The sequence below is a fragment of the Apilactobacillus kunkeei genome (assembly GCF_005930975.1).
Lineage (GTDB): Bacteria > Bacillota > Bacilli > Lactobacillales > Lactobacillaceae > Apilactobacillus > Apilactobacillus kunkeei_E.
This window is the reverse complement of sequence record NZ_VBSE01000043.1, coordinates 79,725-96,210: the sequence shown is the minus strand read 5'-3', so window position 1 is coordinate 96,210 and position 16,486 is coordinate 79,725. Positions and strand designations below refer to the sequence as shown.

Sequence of the window (16,486 nt, the reverse complement as noted above, 5' to 3'; positions counted from 1 at the left end):
TTGCATTATGAAAGCGCTTTATTGTAAAATGTAGTTACCGATTTGTTAGGGGGGAGACTATGATTAAAACAATTAGTAATGAATACTTAAAAGTTAAAATTAATACGCATGGTGCTGAAATTAATAGTGTTAAAAGTACTGATGGTATAGAATACATTTGGTCTGGTGATAAAAGATATTGGTCTCGTCATGCGCCAATTTTATTCCCAATTGTTGGACGTCTAAAGGACAATCAATATACCTATGATGGCAAGACTTACGAAATGGGTCAACATGGCTTCGCAAGAGATATGGAATTTGATGTTTTAGACCAAGGCAGTAATTGGATTGATTTGCAACTTGTTAGCAATGAAGAAACTAAGAAGTTGTATCCTTTTTCTTTTAAACTAGTTATTCACTATGAATTGGATAATTATAAGTTGTCTACTAACATCAACGTGTTTAACAATGATACTAGGGAAATGTACTTCTCTATCGGTACCCATCCTGCATTCAATGTTCCTCTGGTAAAGGATGGTAGTGAAAAATATAATGATTATTCTGTTAAATTTGCTAATAAAGGAACATACAATCAAATCCAATTTGATGTTCCATATGCCAACTTTGAAAGTGTTGAACAAATCGATTTAGACCAGCCAATTCCACTGTCGCATGAATTGTTTTATGATGATGCTAAAGTGATTGAAATTAAGAATAAAGAGTTTACAACCATTTTATCTAATGATGTTTCCGATCATGGAGTATCGATGACTGCCTACAATATTGAATATGGTGGATTATGGTCTGCAAAGGATGCTCCTTTCGTTTGTCTTGAACCATGGTGGGGAATTGCGGACGATGTTCATACTGATGGAAAAATTGAACATAAAGTTGGAATTAATAAAATTACTCCAGATAAAAAATTTACTGCTAAGTATGATTTATTATTCTTCTAAAAATATGTAATAAAAAAACACCTTTTAAGGGTGTTTTTTTATTTTACCTATTCTGTTTGCCTGAATTACGTTTTCTCAAATCTTCATGAGTTTCATGTTCTTCAACCGTATCGATTTGTTTATGTTCGTTTGATGAATTATCTTCTTCTACATCGTGCAGAATTACTTTTTCATCACTTTGAGCTTGAGCTGCTGCTTGTGCTTCAACTTCGGCTCTAATCTTTGGACGATACATGTTAATAATTAATGTTTGTAAACAAGCAAATAATCCACTAATAAAGAAGTAAATACCTAGTCCAGCAGGAGCGCTAAATGTTACCAATACAATCATGATTGGCGTAAAGTATGACATCATCTTCATTTGTTTCTTTTGATCTTCAGGAAGACCTAATGTCATCAAGTATCCTTGTACAACATAAGCTAAGAATGATAACACAACTAGGATTAAACTTTTATCACCAAGTTTTACACCTAAGAACATAGTGTGTGAAACTTCCGGTGAGAAACGAATTCCGTTATATAAAGCAAGGTAAATTGGCATTTGAATGATTAATGGTAGACAACCAATACCACCTGCCATACTAATGTTGTTATCCTTATAAAGTTGCATCATTTCCTGTTGAATCTTCATTTGTTCTTCTTTAGAAGAAGCATTTTTTTGTCTTTCTTGAATTTCTTGCATCTTAGGCTTGATAAAGCTCATCTTTTCCTGCATGATTGTAGACTTCTTAGTTTGACTAATCATTGCAGGAAGTAAAATCATTCTAACAATAATGGTTAAAATGATAATTGCCCAACCATATCCACCAAAGAATCTAGCAATAAAGTCTAGAATGTGTTGACCTGGAAGCGCAAGGTATTCATATGTAAGACCATATGGTTTACCATTTGAATCCACACGTACACATCCAGATAGGACTAAAGCCATTAATCCAATCAAAGATAAGGCACTGAATCTCTTTAATTTTTTCATTACAAAAAACCTTTCCTGTAAATTTCATTTACAATAATACCAGAAAATTGGAATTATATCAGATAAAAATACGAATTATTTTATTATAAACCCTTTATCATTGATTTCGTTGATATTAGTTACTTTTATATTATCCACATGACCATATGGTGTAGGCGAATCTTTAATTTTAGAAGTAAATTCATCGACAATTGATGCTTCACCATTAACGTGAATTAAGACGGTACCGTCGATTAGATTTTGGACAAAACCATTTAGATTAAATCTATCAGCTACTTTTTTGGTACTGTATCTAAATCCAACACCTTGCACCTTCCCGAAAACGATGATTTCGATATTTTTATTATTCATATTGATTCCTCCTTACTAAATAATAGTAACATATATGTTTTATTCGATTATTATGCTAAAATAATAGGAAAGATAATTAATTTAAAGGGGTCATATCCAGTAATGGAAAAAATTGTTTCTGCAAAAAATGAACGAGTAAAAAAATGGTCAAAGTTAAAAAACAAAAAGGGCCGTTTAAATAGTAACCAATATATTTTGGAAAGTTGGCATTTGGTATCTGAAGCAATTAATGCTAACCAAAACGTTGAAGTTGTACTAACAACAAATAAACAATATGAATTACATCAAAATGAAATTGATTCTTTTGGTGGTGAAGTAATTGAAATTACTGATGATGTTTCAAGAACATTGGGCTCAACATCAACTCCTCAAGGAATTTTTGGAATTGTGGAGTTACCAGAAAAAGACTACTTTGATTCATCAGATATGAATGGATCTTGGCTTCTATTGGATCAAATTCAAGATCCAGGAAACATTGGAACAATGGTCAGAACGGCAGATGCAGCTGGTTTTGATGGTGTTATCTTCGGTGAAGGAACATCTAGTCAATTTAACCCAAAGGTTTTACGTTCAATGCAGGGCAGCCAATTTCATCTAAAGTTACTGGAAGGGGACTTACTTGATTGGATTGGTAAGTTTAAGGAAAACAATGTGCCGGTCTATGGAACGGAATTAAATCCGCAAGCCGTAAGTTATGATCAAATCGAAAAACAGGATTCATTTGCCTTAGTAATGGGAAACGAAGGTAATGGTATGCAAGATAAAATACTTGACCAAACCACAAAAAATTTATATATTCCTATAAAGGGAAAAGCAGAATCACTTAATGTAGCTATTGCTGCTGGAATCGCAATGTTCCATCTTAAAAAATAAATTATTGAGTTAGGAGATAGTATATTGAAAGAAGATGCATGGCGAAATGATAAAGAATATGTTAGCTATGTTTCTGATTTACTAAGTAGTCCAGAAGTATTGAGACTAGATAACTATATCCAACATCATTCATCAACTCGTTTACAGCATTGTATTCATGTTTCATATGAAAGCTATTTAATTGCTAAGAGATTTGGCTTAGATGCTAAGGCTACAGCTCGTGGTGGATTATTGCATGATTTATTTTTCTACGATTGGCGAGTAAGTAAGTTTCGCCTAGGATCACATGCATATATGCACCCAAGGGTAGCACTTAGAAACGCTGAAAAAATAACTAAGTTAAATGATAAGGAAAGAGATATCATTACTAAACATATGTGGGGATTAACTTTGACAAAGCCTAAATATGCGGAAAGTGTGGTTGTTTCACTTATCGATGACTATGATGCTATTCGGGAATATTTCGCACCAAAATATCAAAATTTAAAAGACAGAATTAAAAATAGACACGGTAAAAAGGAGGTTAATTCATGGCAAAAGAAAGTCAAATGAGTACCACAATCGATTTTCATTTGTGTCCAAAGTTTGAACAAACTTTTCAAATGTTAGGAAAAAAGTGGAATGGTTTAATTATTGAAACACTTTTAGTGAATGGGCCCCAACGTTTTAAATGTATTGCTAAAGTAGTTTCTAAATGTAGTGATCGAGTACTAGTTGAAAGACTAAAAGAGCTTGAAGAAGACGGTATCATTACTCGTAAAACATTTTGTGATTCTTCATTAATTCAATATGAATTAACTGAAAAAGGAGAAGCATTGGGTCCAATCATGGAAGAAATTCATAACTGGTCAGATCAATGGTGTGATATTAACGATTAATCTTGACCGACTAGTTTTTTTAAGATATTATTTAGATAAATGTGTTGAAGAAAAATTAGTAGGCGACAAACAGTACAGAAAGACTGCGTTTGATGAGAGTAGTCATAAGTTAGCCGAATTCATTTTCTGAACTGATATTGGGAGTTATAATTAACGAAAAATAATCCGGTATTCCACCGTTATGGATTTTAAGTGTATGAATTGCAAACAGCAGTTTATAAACTAGGGTGGTACCGCGAAGCTTCGTCCCTTTTGGGATGGGGCTTTTTTTGTTGAAATGAGAGGAGAATACTATGTCATTAAAAGATGATTTAACCAAGTTGCGTGATGATGGAATTAATCAAATCAATCAAGCAACTGACGTTAACGAAATTACTAAAGAAATTAAAGTTAATTTACTTGGTAAAAAAGGTCCAATTACTCAGGCATTAAGAGGTATTAAGGACTTACCAGTTGAAAAAAGACCTGAAGTTGGTAGCTATGCTAACGAAATCAGAGATGAGATTCAAAATGCTTTAGATTCAAAATTAGCAGAGTTAGAAAATAAGGCCTTAGAAGAACAACTAGTTGCTGAAAAGATTGATGTTACTCTTCCAAGTACTCCAGTGGCTAAGGGACATCCACATGTTATTCAATCAATTATTGATGAAATTTGTGACATGTTCATCGGTATGGGTTACGAAGTTAAAAGCGGTCCAGAAGTAGAAGAAGATAAGTATAACTTTGAAATGATGAACCTGCCAAAGGATCATCCTGCTAGAGATATGCAAGATACCTTTTATATTACTAAAGAAATATTGATGAGAACTCAAACTTCTCCCATGCAAGCACGAACTCTTGAAAAACATGATTTTAGCAAGGGACCATTAAAAATGATTTCACCCGGTGTTGTATACAGACGTGATACGGATGACCCTACTCATTCACACCAATTCCATCAAGTAGAAGGAATCGTGATTGACAAGAATATTACAATGGGTGACTTAAAGGGAACCCTTGAATATCTATTGCATCAATTGTTTGGTAACAAGTACGATATTCGTTTGAGACCAAGTTACTTCCCATTTACTGAACCATCAGTTGAAGCAGATGTTACTTGTTTCAAGTGTGATGGTAAAGGTTGTGATGTATGTAAGCACTCAGGATGGATCGAAGTTCTAGGTGCTGGAATGGTACATCCAAATGTATTGAAGATGGCTGGTGTAGATGCTGACGTATACGGTGGTTTTGCATTTGGACTTGGCCCAGATCGTTTTGCAATGTTGAAATACGGTGTAGAAGATATTCGTGATTTCTACCTAAACGATGTTAGATTTTTATCGCAATTTAATTAAGGAGAGATACTAATGAAAATTTCATATAATTGGCTAAAGGAATACATTGATTTAGATATTCCTGCTGACGAATTAGCCGAAAAAATTGAACGTTCATCAGTCGAAGTTGACTCTGTTATCAAACCTAGCGATGGACTAAAAAAAATCGTTGTAGGTAAGATTGTTGAAATGGAAAACCATCCAGACTCAGATCACTTACACATTTGCCAAGTTGATGTTGGTGAAGATGAACCAGTTCAAATTGTCTGTGGAGCTCCTAATGCTCAAGTAGGAAAAAACGTGATTACAGCTCTATCTGGTGCGAGAGTTGCTGATAACATGAAAATTAAAAAATCAAAGATGCGTGGTGTTCAATCTAATGGGATGCTTTGTGCACTAGATGAAATTGGTTACCCTAAGGATGTCGTACCAAAGGAATGGGCTGATGGTATTTACTTCTTACCTGACGATGCTACATTGGGTGACGATGTCTACAAGTATCTTGGTATGGATGATGCACTAATTGATTTAGACGTGACTCCAAATCGTGGTGATATGCTTAGTATCTACGGTACTGTTCATGACTTATCGGCTATTTACAACAAACCAGCTAAATTTGATTTAGACAAAGTCAACGAAACTTCAGAGAAATTGACATCTGATCAGATTAAAAGTGACGTTAACAATGAAATTGCATGGACTTATTTAAACCGTGTTGTTAACGACGTTGAAGTAAAACCAAGTCCACTATGGATGCAAGTTAGACTTTGGAATGCTGGGATTAAACCAGTAAATAACATTGTTGATATCACAAACTATTCAATGCTTAAATTTGGTCAACCAATGCACGCATATGACTTAGATAAACTTTCAGGAAGTGTATCAGTTAGATACGCTAATGACGGTGAAAAGATTACTACTTTAGATGAAAACGAAGTGGAATTAGATTCAAATGACTTAGTAGTTGCTGATGACAATGGTCCGATTGCAATGGCAGGTGTAATTGGTGGTATGGATAGTTCAATTACCACTGATACCAAGAACGTATTGTTCGAATGTGCTATCTTTGACCCAATTAAAGTTAGAAAAATGGCTAGAAAACACGTTATTCATACTGAAGCATCACAACGTTTTGAACGCGGTGTAGATCCAATGGCTGTTGAAGATGTACTATCTTCAGCTAGTGAAATGGCTAGAAAAATTGCTAATGGTTCTGTTACTAGCGATGTTTTAGTTGGTAGCAAGTATGATGCAAAGAAGGCTATTATTGAAATCTCAGTTGCTCGTATTAATCATGTACTAGGTATGGAATTAAATGCTTTAGAAGTTACAGATATTTTTGAAAGACTTGGCTTTGAAGTTAATGCTAATGGTGATGACTTAGTTGTAACAATTCCAACTAGACGTGGTGATATTCATATCCAAGCCGACCTAATTGAAGAAGTTGCCAGAATATACGGATACGATAACTTACCAAGCACCTTACCAACAACTACTATGACTACTGGCGGATTAAACCCTGAACAACAATTAATCAGAGATAGTCGTAATATTCTAGAAGGTCTAGGTTTAACTCATGCAATTTCATATGCTTTGACTACTGAAGAAAAAGCTAAGATGTTCATGATGAGTGAATCAGTTAAAACCGATTTAAGTTACCCAATGAGTAGTGACCATACTACGTTAAGAATGAATTTAGTTACAGGACTATTAGATGACATTGCATACAATAAGGCTAGAAGAGTTGATAATATTTCCTTATACGAACAAGGTCGTGTGTTCCATAAGGAAAATGAAAATGTTGTTAAACCAGATGAAATAGAACATTTAGCTGGTGCGATGACTGGTTCACTTGTTGATAATTCATGGAATCAACCCGCTAAGAATGTTGATTTCTTCCGAATTAAGGGAATTGTTAATGAATATTTGGAAACAATTGGCTTAAACGGTGAAATTAGCTACGTTGCTAATGAATCTTATCCAGAAATGCACCCAGGTAGAACTGCTGATATTTTTGTTCATGGTCACTATGTTGGTTTTGTTGGACAAGTTCATCCAAAGGTTGCAAAGCAATTTAAGATTAATGAAACTTATGTTTTTGACTTAAACCTACAAACAATCATCAATTTACCTAAGAAAGAACAAAGCTATGAACTGGTTTCAAAATATCCATCAATTAAGCGTGATATTGCAATGTTAATTGACAGGGATACTCAGAACGATGAAATTGTGAAAGTAATTGAAAAACGTGGTGGAGCATACTTAGTGGATGTTAAGTTGTTTGACCTATATGAAGGTGAACATGTTCCTGAAGGTAAAAAGTCATTAGCATATTCACTAACATTCCAAAACAAACATGATACCTTAGTTGATGATGATGTAAATAATGCAATGGAAAAAGTGCAAAGAAATCTTGAAAAAGAATTCAATGTAGAAATACGTTAATTTTTAACTGGAGGAAATGGATTTGAATGAAGAAAAGAACTCCAATGATTTCGAAAAGAAGCACGCTAATTTAGGCAAAAAGATTTCACTAAGTATTATCGCCATCTTAATAGTTTTGGGTATTTTTATATTTATTCTTGGACATCAATACGTTAAAGAATCACTAAAACCATTGAATCCTAAGGATAAAGAATTAATACAAGTTCAAATCCCAATGGGTGCTTCCGATAAGAAAATTGGATCAATATTACAAGAAAGTAAAATTGTTAAAAGTGGTTTAGTATTCGACTATTTTGTTAATAGTCATAACTATTCAGGACTGAAAGCAGGTTATTACGAACTTTCACCTTCAATGAGTTTGCAAAAAATTGCTGATAAGTTGAAAAAAGGTGGATCAGCTCAACCATTACAAGGTAAATATGGGAGATTACTTGTTCGTGAAGGTGACAACATCGACGAAATCGCCCAATCGATAGAACAAAGTAGTGAATATTCAAGTGCCGACTTTAAGAAGTTAATGAAGGACACAGACTTTTTGAATCAATTAAAGAAGAAATATCCTAAACTTTTAGATTCAGCATTCAAGGCAAAAAATAGAAAATATGTGTTAGAAGGTTACCTATACCCAGCCACATATAATTCACAAAAAAATGTCACCTTGAAACAAATTGTTAATCAAATGGTTGCTAAGACTAATTATGAATTTAGTCCATATTTCAAAGAAATAAAGAAACAAAACCTAACAGTCGATGAAGCAATTACTTTGGCTTCATTTATCGAACACAATCATGTTGATAAAAATGATCAAGAAAAGATTGCAGGAATATTATATAATCGTCTAAATAGTAATTTACCTCTTGAAGTGCAATCTTCTATTAGGTATGCTAATGGTAAAGTTTCTGGGCAAAAACTTTCAAAGAAAGATTATGATGCGGATACCCCTTATAATTTATATAAAAATACAGGATTCCCACCTAGTGCAATTAATAACCCGACGGTTAAATCACTAGATTCAATTTTGAATCCAATTGATATGACTACTTTTTATTTGGCATATAGTGTTAATATGAATGATAAGAAGGTTAAGTATTATAATTCAGATAAAGATGTCGATGATTTGATCGGCAATGATAGTGTTATGAGATAAATCGGTTATGGAGAGATTATTATGGTAGAAAAGAAAAAGCGTCCCGTTGTTATTGGTGTTACTGGTGGTTCAGGTAGTGGTAAGACTACTGTTAGTCGTGCCATCTTTAACCAACTATTGGGTCATTCAATTATGATTTTGCAACAAGATTCTTACTACAAGGATCAATCACATAAGACAATGGCTGAAAGAGAAGAAACTAACTACGATCATCCATTAGCTTTTGATAGTGACTTATTACTAGAACATTTGAATAAGCTTCTAAACTATGAAGCAATTGAAAAGCCGGTTTATGACTACACTAAATTAAATCGTAGTACTGAAACAGTTACTCAAGAACCACGTGATGTTATCATCCTTGAAGGAATTTTAATCCTAGATGACAAGCGCCTTAGAGATTTAATGGACATTAAGGTATTCGTAGATACTGACGATGATATTCGTATTCTAAGAAGAATTCAAAGAGATACTAAGGAACGTGGTAGAACATTGGATGAAGTTATTCAACAATATTTGGAGACTGTTCGTCCAATGTACAACCAGTTTGTTGAACCAAGTAAGCGTTACGCAGATATCATCGTTCCAGAAGGTGGTAAGAACCAAGTTGCGATTGATTTATTAACAACTAAGATTCAATCTATCTTGGTAAAACATGGTAACAACAAGGTTTTCAATAATATTGACACAACAATTTAATTAATTTAAAGGGGAGTTTATAATGGCTAAAGATGAAAGATATCCAATGACACTTGAAGGTAAACAAAAACTTGAAGCTGAGTTGGAAGATTTAAGATTAAATCAACGTCCACAAATCATTGAAAGAATCAAGATTGCCAGAAGTTATGGTGATTTATCAGAAAATTCTGAATATGAATCTGCTAAGAACGAACAAAGTATGTTAGAAAGTCGTATTACAACTGTAGAACACATGTTGCAATATGCTGACGTTGTTGATAACGATGATGTTGAAAGTGATATGGTAAATGTTGGTAAGAAGGTTACTTTTAAAGAACTACCAGATGAAGACCCAGAGACTTACCAAATCGTTGGTGCTGCTGAAGCAGATCCATTGGAAGGTAAAATTTCAAATGATTCACCAATTGCTAAAGGGCTATTAGGCCACAAGGTGGATGACGAAGTTGTTATTGAAATTCCTGCTGGTGATATGAAAGTTAAGATTATTTCTGTTGAATAATCTTTAAAAATAAAAAGGACTCGTTTAGTCGAGTCCTTTTTTATTTTCTTTTTTTCTTGCAGATATAAAATCCAATTACAAACATTAGGGTTAATGATGAAATTAATATTCCATCGTTTAATCCTGAGGGATAGAACGATAATTTAACTTTGTGTTTTCCAATTGAAAGATTATTAAAACCAATGAATTCATCATTGATTACTTTAATAGGATGTTTCTTACCGTCCACAGTCAAAGTCCATCCATTTGAATATGGAATTGATGTTGCAACGGCTGTACGTTTTGTAGGTACGTTTATATCAGCAGAAACAGTATTACCATTTAGTTTAATGTGATTATTTTGGTTTCTAATAGCTTTAGTTTCATTTAGAAATTTAGATAGGTTTAAGGATGCCATATTAAATTCATTAGTATATACTTTTCCGTTTAATACTTTAATGCTTATTTTGTTATCCTTATTATTTGGTAAACTAACAACAAAAGTGCTTTGAAAGTCGTTAGGTAAGTTTAATTCCTCGCCATTGACTTTAATACTACATTTTTGTTGATTCATTGATGCAGGAACAATCAAATATGGCACCATTCCTTTTTGGTGCTTATATTTAATTATGATTTCACCATCTTTTAGTAAATTGTTTTTCGCAATCACCTGGTTGTTTAATTCTGTTAGTGGGTTTGTATTTTCGGAAAGAATAGTGTAGTGTATTTTTTCATTGAACACATCACTATTTTTTCCGGTGACTTGTTTTACCATAGAGTTTTGAAATTTGATAGGATCTGATGCAATGATTTTTGAGAAGACGTTGCCAGAGGATGTGTAAAGAATTGGGAATGCATTGTTGGATTTAAAGGTTTGGAAAATATCAATCTTTTGAACATCATTATTAACAATATCATAACGAGTACTGCTTTTTTGAATCATTGGATATGTTTTATTGTAATTAATTGTATTGATAAAGTATTTGAATGAAAGTAATGAGTCCGTTACGATGGTTCCGTTTGAATAATCAATTGATCCAGTGGTATATGCGTTACCAATCTTTTGATTGAAATCAGGAGTTGATTTTCTAAGTGTTGATGAGAATGTAGAACCGCTATAAAAATTTGATTCAATAGGATCATCTCTGGTTCTGTAAAAGTCCTTACTAATACGATATAAACTGTTGTCCTTTAGTTTAATATCATTCACGTGATGATTTAAAGTTTCGGTGTACTTCATATAATCATCATTTGATACATAACTAATGGCGTTTAAGGAGTTAAAAGCATTAAGCCCTGTATCACCAATTGTAATAACTACTAAGCATAGTAGGTAGTATTTATTGTCTTTATTTGATACGTGAATGACAATAAAACTGATTGCTACAAATGCTAATGAAATTAAATATTTTGTTAATGACATATAGCTAAAGAGATTGATGTTTATAGCTGTATAAATTAATCCAGCAACTAAAATAATACCGGAGACAATTATTTCTTTGGTTTTAATGTGTCCAGTTTGTTTATCCAGACCAATTGCTGCGATATATATAATCCAGAAACAAAAAATAAATGAAAAACGGTAAGGATACCAAATTGGAAATTGCATTGCGTGCCATACTAAATCTAATGGTTCAAAGAACATAGATACAATTAAAATAGCTGTAATGATTAATGCAATGATTTTACGTTTTAACATAATTTGCTTATTGCAGAAGAATATTATAAAACCAATTACAGTAATGGCGCCTACAAAGATGTTAGGATAACCACTTGGCATTTGAGAAAAGTTGAAGCTGCCATCGAAAAGTTTACTAATCATTTTTAAAGGATTATATTCAACTTTCCACTTGAATGTTGATAGTGTATAAGCTCCTTTACCGTTTTTTAGTTCTATTAGGTTTGGCAAAAATATGAATGCAGAAAGCAGTAAAGATACAAAGTAACTTACGCTGATAGATAGTAACCTTTTAAAACGTATCTTGAAGGTATTATCATCAATTAGTAACTTTCCAATTACATAGATAACAGAAAAAATTGTAATCATGTAAGCAATATAGTAGTTAATGATTAGCATTGAGGTGTAGCTAACAATGAATAGGCTATATTTATTAATCTTAAAGATTCTATCAATACCCATGATGATAATTGGTAGGATGATAACACCATCTAACCACATTACATTTAACTGATTAGCAATCATCCATCCGTTAAGAGCATATGCGATTGCCATTGATAAAATTATTAAATCTTTTTTTAGGCCTTTATACTTTAAAAAAATGCTGAAAGTTAATCCAGATAAGCCATATTTAAATAGTGTTATTAGGAGAATTGCAAAGTTGATAAACTTTGCAGGGATGATTAATAAAATGATATTAATGGGGCTTAGTAAGTAATATGCCCAGATTCCAATCATTTCTCCACCATATCCGTTTGAAAATGAGTATAATATGCTATGTAGGTTTAAAGTTAAAATTGTTCGACGGAAATATGCGAATAAATCTACATATTGTTGACCTAGGTCTACAGTCAAAATACTACTATTTCCAAATGGAAACATATTGCGGTAAGCAAAGTAACATGACATAATAATAAATGGAACAAAGAAGCTTAATAAGTATAAGCGGTGTTTTTTTATGATTTTTTCTATTGAGTTAATCATAGTTAATACTTCCTATGTATTTTATTATTACTTATAAAGTAACCAACTATAGTATACAATAAACCAGACCAAATGACTGATTAACATATAATAATTAAGGAGTTAGATTGTTTTGAATAGTTTTTTGCAAAAAATATTCCACCACAGTGATCGTGGGGAAAATTCAAAGGTACCATTTAGATTAAATATTATTCTGACGGTTGTTGGGGTGCTATTTGCCATTCTAATAATCCAGTTAGGTTATTTACAGGTTGTTAATGGAAACCAATATAAGGCTGAAGTTAGCAGATCTGATAATTCCGTCAAGTATGGAAATGTTCAAAGAGGGATGATTTACGATTCTACCGGTCGTGTCCTTGTTGGAAACAAAGCCCACCAAGCTATTCAATACACTAAGGGACTATCAGTAACTAGTGCTGATTTATATAAAATTGCCAACACATTGGGTAAATATCTAACTGTTGACAGTTCAGCATTAACTCCTCGTCAAGAAGCTGACTTTTATTTAGCTAATGCTGATAACCTTAAGAAAGTAAGCTCCAGTATTACTTTCCCTAAGGGTGCAAGTACTAGTGAAGAATATGCTTTAGAACTTCAAAAAGTAATGAATGATAAATTATACAGTACAGATAAAGATACTAAGAATGCAGCAACTATCTTCCAAAAAATGAGTGGTTCATATCAACTATCAACTACATACATTAAGACAACTAATGTTACTAATAAGGAAATTGCTGAAATTGGTGAACATTTAGATGAAATGCCAGGTGTACAAATCGGTGATAGTTGGACAAGAGAATATCCAAATGGAAATGCAATTCAAAGTATTGTTGGAACAGTTTCTTCTGAAAAAGTTGGTTTACCAAGTGATAGAATCAATACACTATTGGCAGAAGGTTACTCCAGAAATGATAGTGTTGGTCAAAGTTATTTAGAAGAAAAATATGAATCTACTTTGCGTGGTTCCAAATCACAAACTTTAATCAAAGGCGGAAGCTTGGATAAAGCTGTCAAACAATATGGTGGTCAAAAGGGTGATAATCTTCAATTAACCATTAACTCGGAATTTGAAAAGAAGATACAATCATTGGTAGAAGAAGCTGATCAAGGCACTGGTAATTCAACAGGTGCATATGCAGTTGTTATGAATCCTAATACTGGTGGAATTATTGGTTTAGCAGGAGTTAGTCGTGATCCTGAAACAGGAAAAGAAACTCCAAATGCTCTTGGAACTATTAACAGTTCGATTGTTATGGGTTCTGTTGTTAAGGGTGCGATGATTTCTGGTGCATTAATGGATAAGGTCATCACACCAACCAATTCCACTTTAACTGATAAGCCAATTTTAACTGGTGGAATTAGAAAGGCATCATGGTTTAACCAAGCTGGTAACCATGATATTGCGCTTGACGCTTCAACTGCTCTTGAAGTTTCATCAAACTCTTACATGATGCAGCTAGCGATGAAAGAAGCTAAGTTCAATTACGTTGAGGGTGGAGCATTAACAATGAATCCAGATGTCTTCAATATTATGAGAGGTTACTTCAATCAATTCGGTTTAGGTGTATACACAGGAATTGACCTACCTGGTGAAACAAAGGGTATTCAAGGTCCTAGTGGTTCAGCAAATATTGGTAAGGCACTCGATTTATCATACGGTAACTATGATGCATACACGCCAATGCAGGTTGCTCAATACATTTCTACAATTGCTAATGGTGGATACAGAATTGAACCTCATATTGTTCAAAGTATTCGTGCTTCAAATAAGAGTGGTAAGTTAGGTCGAGTTAAGTACACTGTTACACCAACTGTCCTTAACAAGATTGATATGACAGCAGCACAAAGAAAAGTGGTTACTGATGGTTTCTACAAAGTGGTTCATGGTACTTCTGAATACAGAACAGGTATTACTTTAAATACTGTTAAACCTTCGATTTCAGCTAAGACTGGTACTGCTCAAACATTTTACTCAAGTGGAAAGAAGGGTTCAAAACCAGTTGAAACCGTTACTTTGAGTTTAGGATCATTTGCTCCTTCAGATAATCCACAAGTGGTAGTTGTAGTAGCGATTCCAAACTTGCCAAGTAATGCAGAAAGCAATAATATTGACTTAGCTCAGAAAATTTATCAAGCTTATTGGAAGTATGTTCAATCTGACAGTGGCTTGAATTAATTGCTGTTAAGTAATTTTCCTTAACAATATTTATATAAACTCTGGTCAAATCAAAGAAAAAATGATAATATATTAAGAGTTGAAAGTTGTTTATATAAAAATTAAAAATACAACTAACTTGGAGGTGTAACTAAGATGAGAGTACACATTACTTTAGAATGTACAGAATGTCACGAACGTAATTACTTATCAACTAAGAGTCGTCGTAACAACCCTGATCGTTTGGAATTGAAGAAATACTGTCCACGTGAAAGAAAAGTTACATTACATCGTGAAACAAAATAAGGATTCGGGTTTAAAGGCCCAAATCCTTTTTTTATATTCTGGGAAGTGAATAGATGGATAAATCAGCAGTTAGAAGTAAAATTTTAGATAAACTTAAAAATTTAGATAATAGAGAAGATGTACAATATTTATATAATCAGTTGTTTGAAACTAATGAGTGGGTAGCGGCTACCTCAATTGGAGTAACGCTTAGTACTGATATAGAGATTGATACTAGTCCAATCATCAAAAAAGCTTTATTTGATAACAAAAAAGTTTACGTTCCCAAGGTAATTAATAAGAGGGATATGGATTTCATTGAATATAATCATGAAACTAAATTATCCGTTAATAAAATGGGAATTTCTGAACCAATTGATGGGCAAGTTGTTGACGTTAATGATATTGATCTATTGATTGTTCCGGGGATGGCTTTTGATATGACTAATAATAATCGACTTGGTTATGGTGGCGGATACTATGATCGGATTTTGGTTGATTATCCTGGAAATACTGTTGCAATTGCTGATAGAATTAGAATGTATGAAAAATCAATATGGAAAGTAGATGAGTTTGATCAACAAGTTGAAACAATTATTCACTCAAATTTCAAATAACCGTTTATATCGAAAAATAGATGATGTTCCTTTTATTACTGAAGGGATTCTTGCAGTAATTATATTCGTATATGTATTTGGCATTGTTACCAATTCAACGGATGCAATTATTAATTATGGTGCAATGTATCGTCCATTAGTTCAATTTGGACAATGGTGGAGATTCATTACACCAATATTTATTCATCTATCATTTCTACATATTTTAATGAACGGAATTAGTTTGTACTATGTAGGGATTCAGCTTGAAAAGATTTTTGGACACATTAGATTTCTTGTGATTTTTATGTTATCAGGAATATTTGGTAACATCGCTGGATTTGCATTTTCAAATGGTGCAAGTGCCGGAGCAAGTACCGCCATTTTCGGATTATTCGGTGTCTTTTTGATGTTAGGAGAAACTTTTCATGATAATATGTATGTCAGAAGAATGTCACAAAGTTTTCTATTACTAATCGTCTTAAACATTGGATTCGATTTAATGTCTCCTGATATTGATATAGTGGGGCATATTGGTGGTTTAATTGCCGGTTTCTTATTACCATATGTTGTTGGATTGCCATCAGAATTTAAAATTCCAATATTGAAGAAGATATTTGCATTGATTGTGTTGATTGTATTTGCATATTTTTGCTTAAAAACTGGTTATTTTGCAAATTAATTAGTGCATTTTTTGTT

16 protein-coding genes and 1 other annotated feature are annotated in these 16,486 nt (G+C 33.0%); of the genes, 13 read left to right on the top strand and 3 right to left on the bottom strand.

The window, feature by feature from the left end:
• The first annotated feature begins 59 nt into the window (after nt 1-59).
• Nucleotides 60-935 carry an aldose 1-epimerase family protein gene (locus FD688_RS06615; RefSeq protein WP_225426121.1) on the top strand — a complete coding sequence of 292 codons (876 nt, stop codon included), beginning with the start codon at nt 60-62 and terminating at the stop codon, nt 933-935.
• 43 nt (nt 936-978) lie between these two features.
• Here FD688_RS06615 and yidC read toward each other — a convergent pair whose 3' ends face one another.
• Nucleotides 979-1,908 (bottom strand): membrane protein insertase YidC, encoded by a 930-nt coding sequence (yidC, locus tag FD688_RS06610; RefSeq protein ID WP_138742317.1) that lies wholly within the window; start codon nt 1,906-1,908, stop codon nt 979-981.
• A 75-nt stretch (nt 1,909-1,983) separates the two neighbouring features.
• Nucleotides 1,984-2,259 carry an acylphosphatase gene (locus FD688_RS06605; protein WP_138742316.1) on the bottom strand — a complete coding sequence of 92 codons (276 nt, stop codon included), beginning with the start codon at nt 2,257-2,259 and terminating at the stop codon, nt 1,984-1,986.
• A gap of 102 nt (nt 2,260-2,361) precedes the next feature.
• On the opposite strand from FD688_RS06605, the gene FD688_RS06600 reads away from it, so the two are divergent.
• The 8 genes from FD688_RS06600 to greA all read left to right on the top strand — a co-directional run bounded on the left by FD688_RS06600 (nt 2,362) and on the right by greA (nt 10,110).
• On the top strand, nt 2,362-3,132 hold the full coding sequence (locus FD688_RS06600; protein WP_138742315.1) for a TrmH family RNA methyltransferase: 771 nt from the start codon (nt 2,362-2,364) through the stop codon (nt 3,130-3,132).
• Nucleotides 3,133-3,156: 24 nt separating this feature from the next.
• Nucleotides 3,157-3,684 (top strand): hydrolase, encoded by a 528-nt coding sequence (locus FD688_RS06595; protein WP_138742314.1) that lies wholly within the window; start codon nt 3,157-3,159, stop codon nt 3,682-3,684.
• A complete protein-coding gene (locus FD688_RS06590) occupies nt 3,663-4,010 on the top strand; it encodes a winged helix-turn-helix transcriptional regulator (protein ID WP_138742313.1) in 348 nt (115 codons plus the stop codon). The genes FD688_RS06595 and FD688_RS06590 overlap by 22 nt, the downstream gene beginning before the upstream one ends.
• Before the next feature lie 35 nt (nt 4,011-4,045).
• Nucleotides 4,046-4,264 (top strand) — a binding site (T-box leader).
• A gap of 39 nt (nt 4,265-4,303) precedes the next feature.
• Nucleotides 4,304-5,344 (top strand): phenylalanine--tRNA ligase subunit alpha, encoded by a 1,041-nt coding sequence (gene pheS, locus FD688_RS06585; protein WP_138742312.1) that lies wholly within the window; start codon nt 4,304-4,306, stop codon nt 5,342-5,344.
• Between the two features lie 12 nt (nt 5,345-5,356).
• Nucleotides 5,357-7,768 (top strand): phenylalanine--tRNA ligase subunit beta, encoded by a 2,412-nt coding sequence (gene pheT / locus FD688_RS06580; RefSeq protein ID WP_138742311.1) that lies wholly within the window; start codon nt 5,357-5,359, stop codon nt 7,766-7,768.
• A 22-nt stretch (nt 7,769-7,790) separates the two neighbouring features.
• The gene (gene mltG, locus FD688_RS06575) at nt 7,791-8,915 is read left to right on the top strand and encodes an endolytic transglycosylase MltG (protein ID WP_190242936.1); all 1,125 of its coding nucleotides are present in this window, start codon (nt 7,791-7,793) and stop codon (nt 8,913-8,915) included.
• A 21-nt stretch (nt 8,916-8,936) separates the two neighbouring features.
• Complete coding sequence (gene udk / locus FD688_RS06570) at nt 8,937-9,611, top strand: uridine kinase (protein ID WP_034530846.1); 675 nt, start codon at nt 8,937-8,939, stop codon at nt 9,609-9,611.
• A gap of 22 nt (nt 9,612-9,633) precedes the next feature.
• A complete protein-coding gene (gene greA, locus FD688_RS06565; RefSeq protein ID WP_138742309.1) occupies nt 9,634-10,110 on the top strand; it encodes a transcription elongation factor GreA in 477 nt (158 codons plus the stop codon).
• Nucleotides 10,111-10,150: 40 nt separating this feature from the next.
• Here greA and FD688_RS06560 read toward each other — a convergent pair whose 3' ends face one another.
• Nucleotides 10,151-12,751, bottom strand: a complete 2,601-nt coding sequence (locus tag FD688_RS06560; RefSeq protein ID WP_138742308.1) for a YfhO family protein — start codon at nt 12,749-12,751, stop codon at nt 10,151-10,153.
• 112 nt (nt 12,752-12,863) lie between these two features.
• Here FD688_RS06560 and FD688_RS06555 point away from each other — a divergent pair, with 112 nt between their 5' ends.
• From FD688_RS06555 to FD688_RS06540, 4 genes are all read left to right on the top strand, one after another.
• Entirely contained in the window at nt 12,864-14,927 is a 2,064-nt protein-coding gene (locus FD688_RS06555; RefSeq protein WP_225426120.1) for a peptidoglycan D,D-transpeptidase FtsI family protein, read from the top strand.
• 135 nt (nt 14,928-15,062) lie between these two features.
• Nucleotides 15,063-15,212: a 50S ribosomal protein L33 gene (gene rpmG / locus FD688_RS06550; RefSeq protein ID WP_034530852.1), complete on the top strand. Its 150-nt coding sequence runs from the start codon at nt 15,063-15,065 to the stop codon at nt 15,210-15,212.
• A 53-nt stretch (nt 15,213-15,265) separates the two neighbouring features.
• Nucleotides 15,266-15,808 carry a 5-formyltetrahydrofolate cyclo-ligase gene (locus FD688_RS06545; protein ID WP_138742307.1) on the top strand — a complete coding sequence of 181 codons (543 nt, stop codon included), beginning with the start codon at nt 15,266-15,268 and terminating at the stop codon, nt 15,806-15,808.
• A complete protein-coding gene (locus FD688_RS06540; RefSeq protein WP_138742306.1) occupies nt 15,759-16,469 on the top strand; it encodes a rhomboid family intramembrane serine protease in 711 nt (236 codons plus the stop codon). The genes FD688_RS06545 and FD688_RS06540 overlap by 50 nt, the downstream gene beginning before the upstream one ends.
• Nucleotides 16,470-16,486: the final 17 nt, after the last annotated feature.